Here is a 21,549-nt window from a genome sequence, read left to right as displayed (position 1 = left end):
AAGCATAAAAACAAGCATAATGACTTAGAAAATAAGGATGCTAATAAAGATAAGAATGAAAAAAAATCTGAAAAAATAGAGCACAAAAGTTCAGGAGAGAAAAAAGAAAAAACTAAAGCAGAACTCGCAGGGGAAACTTTTTATGAAAAACCTATAAAGGGATATAAAAATTGTAAGCCTGTTCAAAGTACAACTAAACAATATTATTTAGATAAAGGATATATTGATTTTTTAGTTCAGTATGAGGGTGATATTGTTGGGAGGATTGAAAAATATAATGATTTTGCATCTGCATTTACAATAGATGAAAGTTATGCAATAGTTTCTGCAGTTCAAAGTAGAGTTGGGTTTATAACTAATCTACCTGAAATTATTTATGTAGATAGTGGTGGAGTATATACTATTGAGAAGATTACCCCTACAGAAGCATCAAAGGCTATGAGTTTTCAGTATAATCCTTATTTGAATTTAACTGGTCAAGGGACTTTAATTGGAATTATAGATACAGGGATAGATTATCTTAATAATGAATTTATAAAAGAAGATGGTACAAGCAATATAGTTAGGATTTGGGACCAAAGCCAAGAGGAGATTAATACGAGTGATGAAGTTGTTTTTGGTGTGGAATATAAAAAAGAAGATATTGATAAAGCATTACAACTTAAAGCACAAGGTAAAGACCCTCATTCTTTAGTTAGTGTAATTGATAGAAATGGACATGGAACATCTATTGCAGGTTTAATTGCAGGTAGAGGAAATGAGAGTGCTACTAAAGGGATTGCTATGGATGCGAGTATTGCAATGGTTAAGTTAAAGCCGGCAGATGAGGGCTTCAAAAAGTTTTATGCTAGTAATAAATATACGGAGTATCAATATAGGAATACTGATATTCTTCTAGGAATTAGATATTTATTTGGAGTTGCAAAAGAATTAGATAGGCCTATGGTAATTTATATACCTTTAGGGACAACTGTTGGGGGGCATGATGGAAGTTCTGTAATAGAAAGGTATATTGATGATTTATCTGATTCTAGTGGGATATTATTTGTGACATCTACTGGAAATGAAGGGATTGGAGAAAATCATACATCAGGAAAGATTGAAAAAGTTGGTGATAAAAAGAATATAGAATTAGAGGTTGGAGAGAATCAAGATTCTATTTTTATGACGATATATGCGAGTGCTCCAGATAAGCTTGGAATTTCGGTTACTTCACCCTCAGGAGATTTATTTGAAAATATAAATCCTAAGCAGAAAAATGGAGTTAATCTTAATTTTATTTATGAAGGTACTAGCATGACTATTTTATTTATTGAACCATCAGAACTTACAGGAGATCAAGTTATAGTTATTACGGCTGAAAATTTGAGACCGGGAATTTGGAGTTTTGAACTTATAGGTGAGTATATTGTTCATGGAAATTATGATTCATGGCTTTTGCAAAGAGAGCTTTTAGATACAAATACTAAGTTTTTAACTCCAACACCAAATACTACAATGACAATTCCATCAACAGCTTATAATATTATAAAAGTTTCTAGCTACAATCAAAATAATAATGCTTTAGTTTCAAGTTCTGGGAGAGGACAGACAAGAGATGGAAGGCAATGCCCACTTATTGCAGCAGGGGGAGTTCAAGCAATTCTTGGAGCACCAGGAAATTCTAAAAAAATGATGTCAGGTGGAAGTGTTGCTGGAGCTGTAGTTGCAGGGTGTTGTCTTCAACTTTTGCAGTGGGGGATAGTTGATGGAAATGATAGAAGTATGTATGCTACAAAAGTTCAAAGTTATTTGATGAGGGGGACTAATCAAAGAAGTGGTGATAAGTATCCTAATAATCAAGTTGGGTATGGAACCATAGATATGAAAGAGCTGTTTAATAATATGAGTGGGTCTGCACTTGGAAGTCCTAAAGATTTTTCAGATGCTGAATTTGGAATTAAACATCTTACTAGGAGTGAAAATATGAAAAATAAGGAGTTGTCTGAAAAGGAATTTAACTATGGAAAGTTATTTATTAGAAACTCAGAAGATTAATCACTCTTAAAATTAAAGTGCATAAGATAAATAGATAAAAATTTTTAGGGGATAGAAATTTGAGTAAAAAAGGTAGACTTAAATGTGAGTGTTATAATGGCAATTCTATAGAGCCACTTATTAATGCAAAAATAACTTTAAGTGATGATAATAAATCTATAAATAAGGTTATTTATACTAATAGTTCAGGAGGGACAGAGCCTATAATTCTTGATACACCAGATATTTTAGCTTCTCAAAAACCAGGCTCAACACCTTATAGCTTATATAATATTTTAGTGGAGAGAGATGGTTTTGCACCGCTTCAGGTAAATGGAGTACAAATCTATCCAAATAGAATAGGTATTCAAACTTGTAATATGACACAAACAGATCAAAGATGTGATAGAGCAGATGTTATAAATATAAAACCTAACAGACTTGTGGGGGGGGATTTTCCAAAAAAAATTCCAGAAGATGAAGTTAAACCTCTTCCAAAACCTTCTGATACGGTTGTTTTGCCAGAGCCAGTAATACCACAGTATATTGTGGTTCACACAGGGACTCCCAATGATACAGGAGCACCAAACTATACTGTGGCTTATAAAGATTATATTAAAAATGTCGCTTCAAGTGAAATTTTTGCTACTTGGCCAGCAGCTACAATTAGAGCTAATGTATATTGCATAGTTTCTTTTACTTTGAATAGAATTTATACAGAATGGTATAGAGGTAAGGGCAAAAACTTTGATATTACAAATGTAACTGCTTATGACCAAGCTTTTGTTTATGGAAGAACTATTTATGACAATATTAGTGATGTTGTAGATCAGCTTTTTGCTACTTTTGCAAAAAGATATAGTCAAAAGCAACCATTACTAACTCAGTACTGTAATGGAACAACTTCAAAATGTCCAGGGTGGCTTACTCAGTGGGGAAGCAAATATCTTGGAGATCAAGGAAAAACACCTTATGAAATTTTAACTCATTATTATGGGTATGATTTAGACCTCATAACAGCTAAAAAAGTTAAAGGGATTCCAAAATCTTTTCCAGGATATGCATTAAAACTTCATTATACAGGTGAACCTGTTAGGACTATACAAACACAATTAAATGCAATTTCACAGAATTTTCCTTACATAGGTAAGGTAGCAATTGATGGTATTTATGGACAGGGTACTCTAGAGGCAGTTAAGAGATATCAACAAACATTTAACCTTCCTGTGACTGGTATAGTTAATTATGGGACATGGTATTCAATTTCTAATAGCTATGTTGGAGTTACTAAAATTGCAGAACTTAGAGGCAGTGATGATTTAGATGAACATGGAATCTTTATTCCACCTATAATGACTGATTTTGCAGAGAATGTACCAAGAATAGAATATTAAAAAATAAGGGATGTGCTTTGACTAGCACATCCCTTTATATAAATTAAAAGTGAATTATAAATTAGTGTCCTTTCTTTAGGAAGAATCTAAAGCATTGGAATATAAATACCAAACTTAGACATCCAAAGATAGGATAGATAGTTTCTATAAGGTTAGAAAAACCAAATTGTGATATAGGAATTGCAAGTAGAACTATTCCTACAACAGCTTTTTTAAAATCTATGTTAAATGTTTGTTTTAGAGTTTGTCCTATTGAATAAACATCTGAAACTTCTGTAGAAAACATTTCTGCAAGAATTATTCCAAGAAGCATTATTTGAATAGGCTTACCAAATCTATCAGCTACATATAAAAGTGGAATTTCATACTCATAAATATATGGTTGATTGACTAAAAGTATAAGGTTTATGGCTATACATAGGAATGTTAAAATTCCAGCACCAAGACAAATACCTTTAAGCATGGTTTTTCTATTACCGTATTTTGTACTTATTGGGACAATCACTCCTGTGCAACACAAAACATTATAGCCAGCATAAAGAATTGTAGAAACTACCCAGCCACTTGAAGTATTAGATTCTGTTCTAAGAATTTCTAATGGATTTAAACTTTGACCAGAGAAAAATACATAAAGTATTGTAAGTGTTGAGATTACAAATATAAGTGCAGGAACTATAATTCCATTTATCTCTACAAGGCCATTTGTTCCTCTTAGTAATATTAAAATTGCTATAGTTGCCATTATAAGTGTTCCTATTATTTTTGGTATCCCAAAGAACTGATTTATAATTGCCCCACTTCCGGCAAGTATTATTGATGCACTACACATTAAGTAGATTGTAGTTACAATTCCTGTGAGTTTTCCAAATATATTAGGGCTTACAAGGTTCATAACATCACTATAAGATTCTAGTTTGTTTTCTATACTAATTTTTGAAATTATAGAGCAAAGTAGCATATAAAATAATCCTGTAAATATAATTCCAAATACACTTCTAACACCATAAGTTGTAAAGAACTCTGTTATTTCCTTACCTGAAGCAAGTCCTGCCCCAACTATTGTACCTATAAAAATCGTAGCTATTTGAAAGACTTGTTTTGCATCTTTCAATTTAATTCCCCCTTGATAAAGTATTACTACTCTAAATATACAATTACATAATTATCTTTATTCTTATTTTTTGTAAATAGTTTAAATTTTAGGAAGAAAAATTTTATGTATATCTAATATTGATTTATATTTTGGAAAATATGTACCTTAAAAGTGTAGTATAATAGAGTAGTTTAATAGAATAATAGATTCGAGTTTTGCTTAGAATCTTTGCATAAAGGTAAATAGAAAATAGAAAATAGAGATAAACACAAAGGAAGGTTTTTATATGATGAATGAAGATAAAAAATGGGGAGATAAAAGGTATAATAGCTTTAACTATTTCCTAAGAGATAAATTTGGTTCAAAAGTTTTTAAGATTAGTTTAGATGGTGGTTTTACTTGCCCGAATAGAGATGGTAAAGTTGCTAGAGGTGGTTGTACTTTTTGTAGTGCTAGAGGGTCAGGAGATTTTGCAGGTGAGAGAATTGCACCAATAAATGAGCAGTTTGAAGATGTTAAAATCATGATGAAGAAAAAGTGGAAATCAGCAGATAAGTATATTGCTTACTTCCAAGCTTACACAAATACATATGCACCAATTGATGAGCTTAGACAAAAATATGAGGAAGCTATTTCAAAAGAGGGTGTTGTTGCACTTGCTATAGGGACTAGACCTGATTGTATAAGTGAAGAGGTTCTTGATTTACTTGAAGAGATAAATAAGAAAGTTTATGTATGGCTTGAAATTGGACTTCAGACAATACACCAAGAAACAGCGAATGCTTTTAATAGAGGGTATGAGCTTGAAGTTTTTGATAAGGCTGTTGAAGGGTTAAAAAGTAGAGGTATAGACGTTGTTGTTCACTCAATCTTTGGACTTCCAGGAGAAACTAAAGAGATGATGATGGAAACTGTTGACTATATAGTTAAGAAAGATGTTAGGGGAATTAAGTTCCACCTTCTTCACCTTATGGAGAATACAGTTATGGTTAAGGATTATGAAGAGGGAAGACTTAAATTCTTAACACAAGAAGAGTATATAGATTTAATTTGTGAGGGTATTTCAAGAATACCTGAAGATTTAGTAGTTCATAGACTTACAGGAGATGCCCCAAGAGATTTACTTATAGGGCCAATGTGGAGTTTAAAGAAATGGGAAGTTCTAAATGATATTGATAAGACATTAGAAGATAGAGGGATTTATCAAGGTAAAACTTATAATCCTAATAAATAGAATTTAAAGGGAGGTATGCGAAGTGATTTGCATATCTCTTTTTTCATTTAACTTAATTGTATGTTAAAATTATTTTATAGATAATCAAAAGATAAATGGGGGCGTTAAAATGAAAATAGATGTAGTTATATCAGCTGATTATATTAATCAGGATTTGCTAAAAGGTAAGTCAGTAGTAGTTATAGATATGCTAAGAGCAACTTCTGTAATTACAACAGCACTTGCAAATGGGGCAAAAGAAGTTATTCCAACTTTAACTGTTGAGGAAGCTTTTGAAATTAAAAATAATATTGGTAGTAATGTTATTTTAGCTGGGGAAAGACAAGCTAAAAAAGTTGAAGGATTTGATTTATCAAATTCACCACTTGAGTTTAAGTCTGAAATTGTAAAAGATAAAATTGTTGTTTTAAGCACAACTAATGGGACAAGAGCTTTAACTCTTTCAAGTAAAGGTGATAGAGTATTTGTTGCTAGTGTTTTAAATGCTAAGATGGTTGCTAAAAAACTTTTAGAAGTTGGTAAAGATATAGTATTTATTAATGCAGGAACTAATGGAAACTTTTCAACAGATGATTTTATCTGTGGAGGATATGTTGTTTCTGAATTGTGTAAAGAGATAAGCTGTGACTTAACAGATATAGCTAAAATATCAAAAGAAATATACGAAAATAATTCTAATATCAGAGAGTATGTAAAAAAGGCTACTCATTATGAAGTCCTTAAGTCATTAGAACTTGAGGCTGATATAGATTTTTGTTGTAAAAAAGATATATTTGATATTGTACCTGAATTTATTGACGGAAAATTGAAATAAATATTTAATTAAGATAAAAGAAATTTAGGTTATAATGAATTTATATAAAATAAGATGAAATTTTAGGAGGGTATTTAATGTTTTTAAATGCGTTAAACAAGAAAGAATCAGTAGCTTTTGTAAATTTAATATCAGAGTTTGCAATAGCAGACCATAAGTTAAACTTAGAAGAGAAAGCTCTAATAGAAGAAGCTTGTGAAGAAATGGGACTTGCTGATGATGGTTTAGAGTCAATGGAACTTGAAGAGGCTATAAAAGCCTTTAAAGATAGTTCAGAGAGAGTTAAAAGAATAATTTATTTTGAGTTAACAAGATGTGGTCTTGTTGATGAGAGTTATGATATGACAGAAGTTGAGTTTTTAAATAATATTTCAGAAGAGTTAAATATAGCAAGAGCAGATAGATTTGCATTTGCAGGATATTTCTTTAAATATACAGATACAGACAGATTAAATTCAGATGAGGCAAGATCAGATGCCGCTGCAATTATAGATCATAGAAGATAATTTTTACTAGAGAAGATAGACTTAATTGTTTAGCTTCTTTTTTTTATATTGAATTTTAAAAAAATGGTATATAATGGAATCATAAGGTTTGAGGAGTGATAAATATGGAGTTTAAAAAGGTAAGCAATAGGTCTTGGTTAACTTTATTTGGGTTATATATGCTAGGGAATTTTATTGTTCAGGTCTTTTTTAAGGAGACTTTTATAGCAGATATTCCACTGTTAGGATTTGTTTTATTATTTGCTTTTTATGTAGTAGCTAATAAAGTTATTAATAAGTATTGGCCATAAATTAATTAAAGTTAAGGGGGTGATAGTAGTGTTTTTACTTGATATTGCAATTGCTATGATAATATTTTTTGCAACTCAGAAGTTAATTTATACGGAGAGTGTTTTAGCAAAAATAAAAAAATCTAAGTTTTCAAAACAAAAATATTTAGTAATAAGAACTGTTGTAATAGCAGGTGGTTTGGTGGTAATAAATATTTTGCTTATAAATGTGAATATGTATTTTTTAATACCATATATATTTATGTTTCTTGTAACAGTAGGTATTGAAATGAATAAGATTAGTAAAGAGATAGGTTAAAATAAGATATGAGTATAAAGTCTTAGTTATAAAAAATAACTAGGACTTTTTTGTATTAATAATTCTAAAAGTGATAAGATAAACTTAAAGAGAGATATATTTAGGGAAGAGGTGAATTTTATGAAAAGAAATGCAGCACAAAGAGAGTTTAAAAAGCTTCAAGGTCAGTTCAAAAAGATAGAAGAAATAGCTTATAATTCTGGGATAAAAGCATTGATTGAACAGGATATTTCTGTGAGAAAAAAACTTCAAGTTATTTTAGAGATAGAGGAATTTAATCTTAAAGGGTATGAAGATTTATATGAGGGGTATTTAGGGCTTTTAACTCATATTTCTAATAGAATTTTAGATGATTTTAATAAGAAAAATGATAGTCATTTTAAGTTTAAGGACGTAGTTAGAGAAAATTATAAAAATCTTATAAATTCAGGGATTAGAACAGTTTTAACTAAGGAGTATATTCCAAAAGTTATAGCAGAGGAATTTGATGATGCTTTTCCTGATAATCCAAAGGATGAATATCATTTAGCTAGAAGAATGCCAAGAAAGTTCTTTATCCATTTAGGTGATACAAATACAGGCAAAACTTATAATGCTATGCAAAGGCTAAAAGAAGCTAAAAAAGGGATATACTTATCTCCACTTAGGATTCTTGCTTTAGAAATCTATGAAAGACTAAATAAAGAGAATGTTGTTTGTAATCTTTCAACTGGTGAGGAAGAATATTTAAAGGATAATGCGACGCATGTGAGTTGTACTATTGAGAAGGCTAATATTAAAAAGCAGTATGATATTGCAGTTATTGATGAGATTCAGATGATTGATGATATGCAAAGGGGAGATGCTTGGACTAGGGCAGTTCTTGGACTTCCAGCAAGTGAGATTCATATTTGTGGTGCTTTAAACAGTAAAAAACTGCTTACTAAAATTCTTGATGCTTGTGGTGAGGAGTATGAAATTAAAGAGTATGTTAGACGTGTACCTCTTGAAATTGAGACAAAACCTTTTAGTATAAATGATGCCCTAGAGGGTGATGCTATAGTTCTTTTTTCTAAGAAAAAGGTGCTTGAAACTGCACAGACTTATTCAAAGATGGGAATTAAGGCAAGTATAATTTATGGTGATTTACCACCAGAGGTTAGAAAAAAACAGTACGAACAGTTTATAAATAAAGAAACTAAGATTATTATTACAACAGATGCTATTGGAATGGGAGTAAATCTGCCTATTAGAAGAGTTGTATTTTTAAATACTAAAAAGTTTGATGGTGAGGAGTTTAGAGAACTTAAATCACAAGAAGTTAAGCAAATTGGTGGTAGGGCTGGTAGAAAAGGAATTTATGAAACTGGCTATATAGCAACTATTCAGGGTTGGAGTAACTTTGTGAGAGAGAGAATAGAGGAAGTTGATGATGTTATAAAATCAGCAGTTCTTGGACCATCAGAGGCTATTTTAACTGTTGAGGGGCTTAGACTTCGTGAGAAACTTGCACTTTGGAAAGAGAAAGATACAAAACAAGATTATTATAGAAAGATGGATATTACAGAGTATCTATTGGTGCTTGATAAGGTTAAAAAGTATAAACTTACAGATAAAATTGAGTGGAAACTTTTAAAGGTAGCTTTTGATGTTTCACAGGATGATTTAGTAAATACATTTTTAAATTTTATTGATGAAGTATTTATTTTAAAATATGATGCACTTTTAAAACCTCAATGTTTAAGTGAGAACCTTACAGAATTAGAGTTTTACTATCAAAAGGTTAATATGTATTATTCATTCTCTAAAAACTTTAATTTAAAGATTGATATGGATTGGGTGGTATCAGAAAGAATGAGAGTTAGTGAGGAGATAAACAAGATTTTACTTGGATTATAGATAAAAATAAAGCAAAGAAGCACCTTTAGAGTAAGGTAGTTCTTTGCTTTATTCTATTTAGTGAATGAATTTATAATCATTCCAATAATTACAATGATGACTCCAACTAAGGCTAGTCCAGTTGGAAGACTTGATCCAATGAAAAGCATAGAACCTATTATAGTGAAAATAACAGTTCCCGCCTGAGTAGCTTCAACTCCTGCAAGTAATGACAGGTTATGTTTTGCTTTATCTGTTGCAAAGAAGAATAAAACAGTAGCTATAACACCAGAGAATATTGCAAGTATAAGGGCTTGTACAATGCTTTCTTTAGATAAAGCACCAGAATTATTGTAGCCTACGAATGCAAAGATTATTGCAAGTGGCATACTTACAAGTGCAACTCCAAAAGAACGTTGAAAACTATTTATATCTTTTCCAAAGGTAGCCATAAGTTTTCTATTTCCAAGAGGATAAAGAAAAGCAGCAATTATAACTGGTACAAATCCTTTTAGCATTTCTATTAATGTGATTGACTGAGATTCTGAGTATTGCATTAGTAAAACTCCAACTAAAACTATTCCAGAAACAAATAATCTTTTAAGTGGAATTTTACCTCTTATTTCTTTTTCACCATCAGAAGTTTTTACAATAGTGAAAAATAGTGGTGATAAAAGTAGTCCTGCAATTATAGTTGTTTGCCAAGTCCCTGAAACAAGCCAAGCAGGAGAAAATTCAGTAGCAAAACTTAGTAGTGAGTAAAAACCTATTCCAGCAAGGTTTCCCCAAAGCATCCAAGTCCAAAAATTATTTTTAATAGATGAAAGTATACCTTTAAGTTCTTTTCTGAAAAATACAATTAGAAATAAAAATGGAATTGCGAAAACAAATCTTAATGATGATGTCCATGCCCAGTTAGCACCACCAACTCCCATTATTTTAGTTACAACAAAAGTTGCAGAGAAGAATATAGATGAAATTAACCCAATTAATATAGCGACCATAAAATAACCCCCAATAATTTATTTTTCTTAATGTATATAATAATATACCTTTGATTAATACTTGTAAAGTATAATATACAAAATAATACTTAATGTATATTATAATTTACATTTAAATTGAGTTTTAGGTTGAAAAGATATATTATAGATATAAGAAGAGTTTGAAGTTTAAAAATAAGGAGAAATTAAATGATATTAGAAGAATTGTCATCTCAAAATTTTATATCAAGTATGGGAAAAGTCGTAAAGACAGTTAGATTAGAGCAAAATCTGAGTTTAGAAGAACTTGCTAAAAGAACAGGAGTAAGTAGACTTACACTCGCAAAAATAGAACATGGTGATGCTAATCCATCTATAAATATTATGTGGAAAATATGCAATACGTTATCTATCCAATTTACTGATTTATTTGATGTGAATGAAGAGATAGTTATGTCTAAAGCATCAGAAAGTCAAGGGATAGAAGCTGATGATAAGTCATTTAGAATAGAGTTTATGTTTAGAGAAGAAAGTAAAAGTCCTACGGAGTTTTTTAGAATATATCTATCTAAAAGCAAATCAATTTTAACAGAGAAACATAATAAAGGGTGTGTTGAGGTAGCTACTGTTATGAGGGGAAAGGTATTAATTAAAGTTGAGGATGAAGAATTTATTTTAAATGAATTTGATTCTTTAAAGTTTAATGCTGATAAAAATCATGAGTATAAAAATATTTCAGATGGTGAAGCTGTGATAAATACAAGTGTAATTTATAATAAATAACATTAATTGATGGTAGAAAAAACCAATTGAGGGTAGAATAAGAGTATAAAGTAAATTAAATTGGAGGATTTTAAGATGTTTAATAAATTTGCAGCAGATGCACTTGGTTTATCAGATATAGGGAAGATTATAGATTCAAAAGATTTTGATAAAGTAGAGTCGGATGATTATATTTTTAGTGAAGATGGAGAGAAGATATTCTTTCTTATAAAATCAAAGTCAGATGAATATTGTTTTACAGATAGAGCACTAATTCATGTTGATGGTGCTAGTGCAATTAGTAAAAAGAAAAATCTTTATAGATATGAGTACTTTTTACATGCAATATCAGAGGTTACACTTGAAACAGCAGGAACTATTGATTTAGATGTTGAAATTAAGTTTAGTGTTGGAGAAAAATATCTTTCAATTGATGTTGATAAAAAGCAACTAGAACAGTTAAAAGATTTATATAAAGCTCTTTTTGCAATATCAATGACTCAAAGAAGTAATAGAATTTATTTAGAAGAAAGTCATAAAAGTTTAGATATTGCAGTTAAATCTTTAGCAAATGCTAGAAATAATACTCAAAATATGGGTGTGGATTTTAAGAATATAAATGAATATGCTTTTAGTTGGATGAATGCTAATAGAGATGCATTTACAAAGAAAGATTATTCAGATATTTTTGAAAAATATCTGAATAACTAAAAAAAGGCAGCCGTAATGGTTGCCTTTTAAGATTAAAATAAAGCGACTAAGATAGAACCTACTCCAATCATTATAACTCCAAGCATAGCTTTTATTGATAAAGTTTCCTTAAAGAATAAAAATGCTATAACTACAGTTAAAACAACTGATAACTTATCTATTGGTGCAACCTGAGTTACCTTTCCATGCTTTAAAGCTATATTCATAAACCACCATGATAGTGCCCCACAAATACCTGTTAAAACTAAATATATTAAATCTTTTTTATGAGTTAAAAGGTCACCCATACTAGAAAAATCACCTTTAAAACTTGAAACGGCTATAAAAAATATTGCCATTATAATTGCTTTGATTGTCCCAGCTAGTGAGGGACTAAGGTTATGAACCCCAAGTTTTGTAAATATAGTTGCGAAACTTGCTGTCAATGCTGCAAGTAATGCGTAAATTAACCATGTCATAAATATTACCTCCGTATTAAAAACATTCTCTACTATACTCCTTTTAAACTAGCTTGTACATAATTTTGCTAGTAGAAATATATAGAAACACACATATATATGTTATTATTGAAGATAGAATTATTGTTAGAAAAGGATGATGAAAATGAATTTAATTACACTTGAAAATATAAGTAAAAGTTTCTCTGAGAGAATTTTACTAGATAAAATATCAATTGGTATCAATGATACTGATAAAATTGGAATTATCGGAGTGAATGGAGCTGGAAAGTCTACATTCTTAAAGATAGTTGCAGGCGTAGAAGAAGTAGACGCGGGAACTGTTGTAAAGGGAAATAGAGTTAGAATAGAGTATCTTTCACAGAATCCAGATTACGATGAAAATGCTACTGTTATAGAACAAGTTTTTAAAGGTAACTCACCTGAAATGAAAGTTTTAAGAGAGTATCAAAGCGTTTTAGATGAGCTTGAGAAAAATTATGATGATGAAAAGGTACATACAAAACTTATAGATATCCAAGTTAAGGTTGATGCTTTAAATCTTTGGGGAATTGAAGCAGAGGCTAAAATGGTTTTAACAAAGCTTGGAGTTAATGATTTCTCAGCTAAGGTTTCAACACTTTCAGGAGGGCAAAGAAAGAGAATAGCACTTTCTTCAGCACTTATAACTCCTTGTGAGTTATTAATCTTAGACGAGCCTACTAACCATCTTGATAATGCTACAATTTCATGGCTTGAGGAATATCTTAATGCTAGAAAAGGTGCTCTTTTAATGATTACTCACGATAGATATTTCCTTGATAGAGTTACTAATAGAATTCTTGAAGTTGATAGAGGTAGAGTATTCAGTTATGATGGTAACTACTCAATTTTCCTAGAGAAAAAAATGGAAAGAGTAGATAGAGAAAGAACTGTTGAGAGCAAAAGACAAAGTCTTCTAAAAAAAGAACTTGCTTGGGTTAGAAAAGGTGCGAAAGCTAGAACTACAAAACAAAAAGCTAGAATTCAAAGATATGATGATCTTGCAAGTCAGGAGAATTTCAAAGAATATGAAAATGTTGAAATTTCAGTAATGGGAACAAGACTTGGTAAAAAAATTCTAGAATTCCATGGAATTTCAAAGTCATTTGATGATAGAGAACTTATCAAAGATTTTAACTATATAGCTGTTAAGCAAGATAGAATTGGTATTGTTGGAGAGAATGGAATGGGAAAATCAACATTAATCAAAATGATTAATGAAGAGATGCTTCCAGATACAGGTGAAATCATAAAGGGTGAAACTGTTAATATTGGATACTTCTCACAAGATAGTGATGAAATGAATCCAAATATGAGAGCTATAGATTATATTAGAGAAGTTGCAGAATTTATTTCAACAGAAGATGGAACTAAAATTTCAGCTGGTGAAATGTGTGAGAGATTCTTATTTGATGGAACAATGCAGTATACACTTATAGAAAAATTATCAGGTGGAGAAAGAAGAAGACTTCAGCTTTTAAGAGTTCTTATGGGTGGACCTAATGTGCTTCTATTTGATGAGCCAACTAATGACCTTGATATCGAAACTCTTCAAATATTAGAAGATTATCTTGATGGATTTGGTGGAGTTGTTATGGTTGTATCTCACGATAGATATTTCCTTGATAGAGTTTGTAGAAAAGTATTTGCTTATGAAGGAAATGCTGTAATTAGAGAGTATACAGGGAATTATAGCGATTATTTAATTTGCAAAGAAATTGAAGATTTAAATAAAAAAGAAGAAATAATTTTAAAAGAGAAAAAAGATAGTAAGAAAGATAGTAAAAAAACTAAGTTTTCATACAAAGAACAAAAAGAGTATGATGAAATCGAAGCAGATATTGCAAAAATTGAGGAAAAGATAGAATCTTTAGATAATCAAATGGCAACATCAGTTAGTGAGTATTCAAAGCTTCAAGATATGATGAAATTAAAATCAGAGGCAGAAAAACAATTAGAAGTTAAGTATGAAAGATGGGAATATTTAAATGACCTTGCAGCTAAGATAGATAAAAATAAAAAAAATTAATAAATATAGATATAAAGCCACTTCGTAAGGAGTGGTTTTATTTTTTTACCATAAATTTATATAGTTAACTACTTAAAGGGGACACAAAAATATTATTTATAACATATAGAATATAGTGAAAACAAGAATACATTTATATTTTAATAAATATGTATTTTAATAAAGTATGAAAAAAAGAGGGAAAAAATTTTGCAAAGTTATAAGTATCCTAGATTTGTAGATAAAAAAAATATAGAGATGATTCAAGAAGAAAGAAGTGAAAGAATTTTCAAAATGTCGATACCTCTAAGTTTTGAGGGTGATAAGTCAGTTTTAGTTGTTACAAGAGCGCCAAGTATAGATATAGCATATAAAATATTGAAGTATGTAGAGTTAAAGAGACATGAGGAATTTATAGGGGTAAATAGAGTTGATATAGTATTTATATTTCCAGTTATTGAATATGACGAATATTATTTAGCTGAAAAACTAGAGGAAAGGGGTGAGAAATTTTTATTTGGTGATGATGGGTTTTATGATAATATGGGTAATCGAATAAAAAATGATGAGCTTATATTTTACTCAATGATGGAAGCAAGTTATATTGTATTTGCATGGGGAGATATTCCAAAAAGTATTATAGAAGTTGGAAATGAGAGGGTTAGATATATTTTAAAAGGTTATAAAATGATAAAAAATAATTGCCTTGATATAAAAGAAACTTATAGAATTGGTTCAAATAGAAATAATATTCCAAAGCACTGCATGATGTGGAGAAGGTGTGATGGAGTATTTAGATTTGATGTTTAAATATAAACGAAAAAAACATGAGTTGCACAAACTCATGTTTTTCTACTAATAGGGAGATACAAAATTAATTTAAAGGAATCAATTTTGTAATATATTAAAGATTTTTATTAGAATAATCTAAGATTAATTCTTCTATTTTATCTTTACATCTTGTGCCTTTGCATGATCCAATACCTGCGCCAGTAACTTTTTGTACCTTTTCGTAAGTATCTGCACCATTTGCAATAGCATCTTTAATTGTCTTTCTTGAAATTGCTCTGCATAAGCAAACTTTTGTAAGTTTATCAAGCACCGCTTGACGTAACTCTTCATTGTTATTATCATTCATACTTTTATTCTCCTAAAACTCACTTGAATTGTTTATAAATATTAATTTGTGAATACACTTAGTATAAGTGTTTTCTCTGAATTTTAAAAGTTTAAAGCGTTTTAATAAAGGGAAATGGAATTAATTTGTTATGTGCTAATTATAGTATACCCGATAGGAAAAGTCAACATTAAAATAATAACAAATACTAATAAATATTATCTATTCATTAGTATTTTAAAATCTTATTTTTACAATAGTATCTATAATAACTAATTAGTTATATAGATTTTTATATTATTAGGAAAATAAATTTAGCAAATTAAAAAATATTGTTCTGATAATGTTGATAATTTAAATTTGTTGTTATAAAATATAATAAGATTTAAATAAATTAAAAACGAAGAATAGGAAGAGTATTTAAAATAATCTTTTATAGAGAGCAATTGGTTGCTGTAAAATTGCAAAGATTTTTAAAGAAAATCACCTATGAGTTAGAAGCTGAACAAATTTTTTAGTAAGCTATCTCGTTAGCCTGCGTTAAAGGATAGAGTATGAAAGTACTTGAAATATAAATTATTATTATAGTTAATAATAATTTTGCCTTAGGTGGTATAACGATGCGAGCTTCGTCCTTTTGGATGGGGTTTTTTATTTATATAAACAATTATTTATTTGGAAAATTGAGAGGAGCGAGTTTTATGTATAAAAAAGTTTCAGCTGCTAATGATTTTGTAGCAATGGAAAAAGGCGTTTCTGAACTTTGGAAAAGCAGAAATGTAATCAAGAAAAACTTTGACTTAAATCAGGATGGAGAGTATTTCACATTTTATGATGGACCTCCAACAGCTAATGGAAGACCACACGTAGGTCATATCTTAACAAGAGTTATGAAAGATATAATCCCAAGATATAAAGTTATGAAAGGTTACAAAGTAATCAGAAAAGCTGGGTGGGATACTCATGGACTTCCTGTTGAACTTGAGATTGAAAAGAAACTTGGAATTTCAGGAAAAGAGAAGATAGAAGAGTATGGAGTCGAAAACTTTGTTACTGATTGTAAGGAAAGTGTTTTCACATACGTTAGTTTATGGGAAAAGATGACTGAGCAAATAGGATATTGGGTAGATATGGATGAGCCATATGTTACTTATCAGAATACTTATATAGAGTCAGTTTGGTGGGCTTTAAAAACAATGTGGGAGAAAGATTTACTATATAAAGGTCATAAGGTTATGCCTTACTGCCCAAGATGTGGAACAGGACTTTCATCACACGAAGTTTCACAAGGATACAAAGATGTTAAAGACCTTACAGCAGTTGCTAAGTTCAAAGTTAAAGGTGAAGAGAATAAGTATATCTTAGCTTGGACAACAACACCATGGACATTACCTTCAAATGTAGCTTTATGTATTAACAAAGCTTATACATATATTGAAGCTAAACTTGAAGATAGTGATGAAATATTAGTTCTTGCTAAAGATTTAGCGCCTAAAATGCTTGGAGAAAACTATGAAATAATCAGAGAATTCTCAGGAGCAGATTTAATAGGAACAGAATATGAGCAATTATTACCATTCCATACACCAACAGAAGGAAAAGCTTTTGTAGTAGTTCATGGAGATTATGTAAGATTAACAGATGGTACAGGAGTTGTTCATATAGCACCAGCTTATGGTGAAGATGATAGTTTAATTGGTAAGAAAAATGGATTAGCATTTATTAACCTTGTTGATGTTAAAGGGGAGTTTACTGAAGAAGTAACACCTTGGGCTGGAATGAATGTTAAAAAATGTGATGATAAAATCTGCGCTTACTTAGAAGAAGATAATAAATTATTCAAAAAAGAAAAGCATACTCACTCATATCCACACTGCTGGAGATGTGATACACCACTTCTTTATTACCCAAGAGAAAGCTGGTTTGTTGCTATGAGTACTTTAAGAGATAAGCTTTTAGTTAATAATGATAAAATAAACTGGTATCCTGATAATATTAGAACAGGAAGATTCGGTAATTTCCTTGAAAATGTTATTGACTGGGGAATTTCAAGAGACAGATACTGGGGAACACCACTTCCTATTTGGGAATGTGAATGTGGTCATAAAGAATGTATTGGTAGTATAGAGGAGCTTAAAACTAAGGCTCAAAACTGCCCAGAAGATATTGAACTACACAAACCATATATTGATAATGTACATTTAAATTGTAGTGAATGCGGAAAAGAAATGACAAGAGTTAAAGAAGTTATTGACTGTTGGTTTGATTCAGGATCAATGCCATTTGCACAGCTTCACTACCCATTTGAAAATAAAGAGTTATTTGAGCAAAACTACCCAGCTCAGTTTATCTCAGAGGCTGTTGACCAAACAAGAGGATGGTTCTATACATTACTTGCAATTTCAACTGCTTTATTTGATAGAAATCCATTTGAAAACTGTATAGTACTTGGACACGTTCTTGATAAGAAAGGTCTTAAAATGTCAAAATCAAAAGGAAATGTTGTTGACCCATTCGAAGTATTAGATGCACAAGGTGCAGATGCTACAAGATGGCACTTCTACACAGCTAGTGCTCCATGGCTTCCAACAAGATTCTCCGTTGATGATGTAGCAGAAGCTCAAAGAAAGTTTATAGGAACACTTTGGAATGTTTATTCATTCTACGTAATGTATGCTAATATTGATTCATTTAACCCAACAGAGCACAAAGATTTTGTGTCAGAGAATGTTATGGATAAATGGGTTATGTCTAAGCTTAATACATTAGTTAAAGATGTTGAAACTGGACTTGATGCATATGATATAACAAATTCAGCTCTTGAAATTGAAGAGTTTGTTGATGAATTATCAAACTGGTATGTAAGAAGAAATAGATCAAGATTCTGGTCAGAAGATTTAACAGATGATAAGATTGGTGCTTATATGACATTATATAGAGTATTAACTACTCTTTGTAAAGTTGCTGCTCCATTTATACCATTTGTAACTGAAGAAATATACCAAAACTTAGTTGTTGGTTTAGATAAAAATGCAGAAGAAAGCTTACACTTAACAATGTGGCCAGTAGTTGATGAGGCTGCTATAAATCCAGCACTAGAGGCTGAGATGGACCTTGCTGCAAAAATTGTTAAACTTGGAAGAAGTGCTAGAAATACTGCAAATAGAAAAAATAGACAGCCACTTTCAGAGATGTTAATTTCAACAAATGCTCTTCCAGAGTACTATGGTGAAATAATTAAAGAAGAGTTAAACATTAAAAATGTTGAATTCGGATCTGATGTTTCTAAGTATGTTAATTTTGAAATCAAACCTAACCTACCTGTTTTAGGAAGAGCGTTTGGTAAGATGATTCCTGGAATCAAAAAAGAAATAGCTGCTAGAAATCAAATGGAACTTGCACAAAAAATCAAAAATGGAGAAACTGAAGTAATAAATGTTAATGGAACAGAAATCGAATTAGATTCTGAAAAATTACTTGTTACTATGAGTGGACTTGAAGGATTTGGATTCGCAGGTGATGGTGCTGTTGGAGTTGTTCTTGATACTACTATTACAGATGAACTTAGAGAAGAAGGTCATGTAAGAGAGATGATATCAAAAATTCAAAACATGAGAAAAGAAAGTGGATTTGAAGTTTCAGATAAAATTAAGTTATACCTTGCTGATAACGACATGCTAATGGCTGTTGCTAAGAAATTTGAAAATAATATCAAGAAAGAAACATTAACTGTTGAAGTTAAGTATGGCGAAGAAGCTATAGCTTATGAAATAGTTAAAATAAATGGTGAAGAGCTTAAAATGTTTGTTGAAAAACAATAGTTTTTAAATATAAATCCTCTCTTATTTTAAAATAAGAGAGGTATTTATATATTACGAAAAAATAAGGATAAAATTAGTGTATCGTTAAAGAAAATGTGAATTTTTTAATATATTTAATTGAAAATTGAAATTATATTGAAAAAAGTATGTATTTTCAATATAATTAATAGTAAATAGGTAAAGTTATTAATTAGATAAGTTAAGAGATTTATAGATAAAAGTGAAAAATTTTAGAATGTGGGAGATGATAAAATGGCTACTTCAATCAAAGATGTTGCAAGAGAAGCTGGTGTTTCTATAGCGACAGTATCAAGAGTTCTTAATGAGATAGATGTTGTTAATGAAGATACAAAGAAAAAAGTTCAAGAGGCTATTAAAATGTTAGGTTATAGACCTAATATAGTTGCTAGGAGCTTAAAAACTCAAAGAACTAAAACTATAGGTATAATTGTTCCAGACATATCAAGTCAGGTTTATCCAGAAATAGTAAGGGGTGCAGAGGATGTTGCAAATATATATAAATATAATGTAATGCTTTGCAATTCAGACTGTGATGGAGAAAAGGAATTAGAATATTTAAGAGTTCTTAAAGAAAAAATGGTTGATGGAGTTCTTTATATGAGTTCTTCACTAGGAGAAGAAATTTTAGATTTAATTAATGAATTAAATATAAAGATAATTCTTGTAGAAACAGGTAATAAAGAGAGTGGACTTCCAAGTGTAAGTATTGATAATATTGCAGGTGCTTATGAGGCGACTAATCATCTTTTAGAAAAAGGAAGAAAGAATATTGCTTTCATGGGAACTTCTAAAAATGAGAAAAATGCTTGGGGAATGAGATTTGAAGGCTATGAAAAAGCTTTAAATGAAGCTGGAATAGAAGTTAAAGAGGAACTTTGTTTCTTTGAAAACTTAAAAATTAAAACTGGTAAGGATGGAGTTGCACAAATATTAGATAATGGATATAAAGTTGATGGAATCGTTTGTGCATCAGATGAAATAGCTATTGGTGCTATAAATGCATTAAGAGAAAATAATCTTAATGTGCCAGCAGATGTTTCAGTTACAGGGTTTAATGGAATTGATATGGCTAAAAACTTTTATCCAACAATAACTACAGTTGAACAACCTATGTATGATATGGGTTCAGTTGCTATGAGAATGCTTATAAAGTTACTTAATAATCAGGAACTTGATAATGCAAATTATGAATTACCTCATACTCTTATTGAAGGTGGAAGTTGCTAATATCAAACTAATTTAAATATTAAAAGTTCATCTTATTTTTAAGATGGGCTTTTTATTTTGCATAATAATTAGTGAATATTAATAAAATAATAAATAATTGATAATAAATTAAATATTTCCGTAATATGGTTATTTTGTTTGATATTATTAAGGTAATAAATCATTTTTTTAGGGGGTTAAATTAATGAATAATGGAACAGCGGTAATAGTAAATTCATGTTTCGGTGGAAAGATGGGATTTGTAGATTACCTTAAAAAAGTTTTTGGACTATTTAAGGATAACATAAAAGATTTAGCAATAATTAGTATACTTTCACAGATACCACTTATGATATTAGCTTTTTTAAATTTACCAGCTATAATAGTTCAAGTTATAGGTGTAGTAGTTCAAATCATATATATGATATCTATAATTAAACTTATAGATAATAGGGCTAAGGGGAATATGATAAGTGCAATAGGTGCAATAAAGTTAGTTAAAGAAAATTGGTTAGCTGCTTCAGGTGCTATATTGTTACAAGCTTTATTATTTGGAGTAGGAGGTAGGATTCCTTTTCTTCCTATTATAATTAGTGTGATTCTAGCAGTGTCAATTCCTATGGGAGCACTTCAAAATAAGTCAATACTTCAAAGTGCAGCAGATAGTTTTAAACTTATCAAGACACAAATGATAGATGTTTTAGCAAAACTTTTACTTTTATCAGCAATAAGTGGAATATTAATGTTTGGCCTTAACCTTATTTATATGGCAGTACCATCAACACTTTTAGTTGTTAATATTCTAACATCTATTTTAGCAACAGTTCAGATGATTTCAGCACTTGTTTTATTTTATAATTTACCAACAGTAAAATAATAAAATGAGATTTTAGGTGGTAACTTCTAGGTAGACAGCATTGTCTACCTAGTTTTTTTATG

Annotated in this window: 19 protein-coding genes and 1 other annotated feature; of the genes, 15 read left to right on the top strand and 4 right to left on the bottom strand. The window is 30.1% G+C overall.

Annotated elements, in window-relative coordinates; genetic code table 11:
• On the top strand, positions 1–2,037 hold a 2,037-nt coding region (locus Q0V24_RS11330; protein ID WP_297521550.1), incomplete at its 5' end, for a S8 family peptidase.
• Positions 2,038–2,096: 59 nt separating this feature from the next.
• Positions 2,097–3,410, top strand: coding sequence for a peptidoglycan-binding protein (locus Q0V24_RS11325; RefSeq protein WP_297521548.1), 1,314 nt, complete (start codon positions 2,097–2,099; stop codon positions 3,408–3,410).
• Positions 3,411–3,471: 61 nt separating this feature from the next.
• Here Q0V24_RS11325 and Q0V24_RS11320 read toward each other — a convergent pair whose 3' ends face one another.
• The gene (locus Q0V24_RS11320; RefSeq protein WP_297521546.1) at positions 3,472–4,521 is read right to left on the bottom strand and encodes a transporter; all 1,050 of its coding nucleotides are present in this window, start codon (positions 4,519–4,521) and stop codon (positions 3,472–3,474) included.
• Positions 4,522–4,792: 271 nt separating this feature from the next.
• Between Q0V24_RS11320 and Q0V24_RS11315 the strand changes: the two genes are divergently transcribed.
• The 6 genes from Q0V24_RS11315 to Q0V24_RS11290 all read left to right on the top strand — a co-directional run bounded on the left by Q0V24_RS11315 (position 4,793) and on the right by Q0V24_RS11290 (position 9,523).
• Positions 4,793–5,737: a TIGR01212 family radical SAM protein gene (locus tag Q0V24_RS11315; RefSeq protein WP_297521554.1), complete on the top strand. Its 945-nt coding sequence runs from the start codon at positions 4,793–4,795 to the stop codon at positions 5,735–5,737.
• A gap of 109 nt (positions 5,738–5,846) precedes the next feature.
• Complete coding sequence (locus Q0V24_RS11310; RefSeq protein ID WP_297521544.1) at positions 5,847–6,551, top strand: 2-phosphosulfolactate phosphatase family protein; 705 nt, start codon at positions 5,847–5,849, stop codon at positions 6,549–6,551.
• Between the two features lie 77 nt (positions 6,552–6,628).
• Complete coding sequence (locus Q0V24_RS11305) at positions 6,629–7,057, top strand: hypothetical protein (protein ID WP_297521542.1); 429 nt, start codon at positions 6,629–6,631, stop codon at positions 7,055–7,057.
• Between the two features lie 104 nt (positions 7,058–7,161).
• The gene (locus Q0V24_RS11300; RefSeq protein ID WP_297521540.1) at positions 7,162–7,347 is read left to right on the top strand and encodes a hypothetical protein; all 186 of its coding nucleotides are present in this window, start codon (positions 7,162–7,164) and stop codon (positions 7,345–7,347) included.
• A 28-nt stretch (positions 7,348–7,375) separates the two neighbouring features.
• Positions 7,376–7,645, top strand: a complete 270-nt coding sequence (locus Q0V24_RS11295; protein ID WP_297521538.1) for a hypothetical protein — start codon at positions 7,376–7,378, stop codon at positions 7,643–7,645.
• A gap of 120 nt (positions 7,646–7,765) precedes the next feature.
• Positions 7,766–9,523, top strand: a complete 1,758-nt coding sequence (locus tag Q0V24_RS11290) for a helicase-related protein (RefSeq protein WP_297521536.1) — start codon at positions 7,766–7,768, stop codon at positions 9,521–9,523.
• A 53-nt stretch (positions 9,524–9,576) separates the two neighbouring features.
• Here the strand turns inward: Q0V24_RS11290 and Q0V24_RS11285 are convergent, their stop codons facing one another.
• Positions 9,577–10,506, bottom strand: coding sequence for a multidrug resistance efflux transporter family protein (locus tag Q0V24_RS11285; protein ID WP_297521534.1), 930 nt, complete (start codon positions 10,504–10,506; stop codon positions 9,577–9,579).
• A gap of 189 nt (positions 10,507–10,695) precedes the next feature.
• On the opposite strand from Q0V24_RS11285, the gene Q0V24_RS11280 reads away from it, so the two are divergent.
• Together Q0V24_RS11280 and Q0V24_RS11275 are read left to right on the top strand one after the other, a co-directional pair.
• Positions 10,696–11,268, top strand: coding sequence for an XRE family transcriptional regulator (locus Q0V24_RS11280; protein WP_297521532.1), 573 nt, complete (start codon positions 10,696–10,698; stop codon positions 11,266–11,268).
• Between the two features lie 75 nt (positions 11,269–11,343).
• On the top strand, positions 11,344–11,958 hold the full coding sequence (locus Q0V24_RS11275) for a PH domain-containing protein (protein WP_297521530.1): 615 nt from the start codon (positions 11,344–11,346) through the stop codon (positions 11,956–11,958).
• Positions 11,959–11,990: 32 nt separating this feature from the next.
• On the opposite strand, the gene Q0V24_RS11270 is transcribed toward Q0V24_RS11275, so the two are convergent.
• Positions 11,991–12,416 (bottom strand): EamA family transporter, encoded by a 426-nt coding sequence (locus Q0V24_RS11270; protein WP_297521528.1) that lies wholly within the window; start codon positions 12,414–12,416, stop codon positions 11,991–11,993.
• A 145-nt stretch (positions 12,417–12,561) separates the two neighbouring features.
• On the opposite strand from Q0V24_RS11270, the gene Q0V24_RS11265 reads away from it, so the two are divergent.
• Positions 12,562–14,466, top strand: a complete 1,905-nt coding sequence (locus tag Q0V24_RS11265; protein ID WP_297521526.1) for an ABC-F family ATP-binding cassette domain-containing protein — start codon at positions 12,562–12,564, stop codon at positions 14,464–14,466.
• Between the two features lie 189 nt (positions 14,467–14,655).
• Positions 14,656–15,255, top strand: coding sequence for a hypothetical protein (locus tag Q0V24_RS11260; RefSeq protein WP_297521524.1), 600 nt, complete (start codon positions 14,656–14,658; stop codon positions 15,253–15,255).
• A gap of 94 nt (positions 15,256–15,349) precedes the next feature.
• Here the strand turns inward: Q0V24_RS11260 and Q0V24_RS11255 are convergent, their stop codons facing one another.
• Positions 15,350–15,583 carry a (2Fe-2S)-binding protein gene (locus Q0V24_RS11255; protein ID WP_297521521.1) on the bottom strand — a complete coding sequence of 78 codons (234 nt, stop codon included), beginning with the start codon at positions 15,581–15,583 and terminating at the stop codon, positions 15,350–15,352.
• 373 nt (positions 15,584–15,956) lie between these two features.
• Positions 15,957–16,202: a binding site (T-box leader), on the top strand.
• A gap of 61 nt (positions 16,203–16,263) precedes the next feature.
• Here Q0V24_RS11255 and ileS point away from each other — a divergent pair.
• From ileS to Q0V24_RS11240, 3 genes are all read left to right on the top strand, one after another.
• Positions 16,264–19,383, top strand: coding sequence for an isoleucine--tRNA ligase (ileS, locus tag Q0V24_RS11250; protein WP_297521519.1), 3,120 nt, complete (start codon positions 16,264–16,266; stop codon positions 19,381–19,383).
• 252 nt (positions 19,384–19,635) lie between these two features.
• Positions 19,636–20,631, top strand: coding sequence for a LacI family DNA-binding transcriptional regulator (locus tag Q0V24_RS11245; RefSeq protein WP_297521517.1), 996 nt, complete (start codon positions 19,636–19,638; stop codon positions 20,629–20,631).
• A gap of 184 nt (positions 20,632–20,815) precedes the next feature.
• Positions 20,816–21,487: a hypothetical protein gene (locus Q0V24_RS11240; protein WP_297521515.1), complete on the top strand. Its 672-nt coding sequence runs from the start codon at positions 20,816–20,818 to the stop codon at positions 21,485–21,487.
• The last annotated feature ends 62 nt before the right edge of the window (positions 21,488–21,549 follow it).

It is taken from the genome of uncultured Clostridium sp., from assembly GCF_947039605.1.
Taxonomy (GTDB): domain Bacteria; phylum Bacillota; class Clostridia; order Clostridiales; family Clostridiaceae; genus Sarcina.
This window is presented reverse-complemented; position numbering and strand designations above follow the sequence as displayed.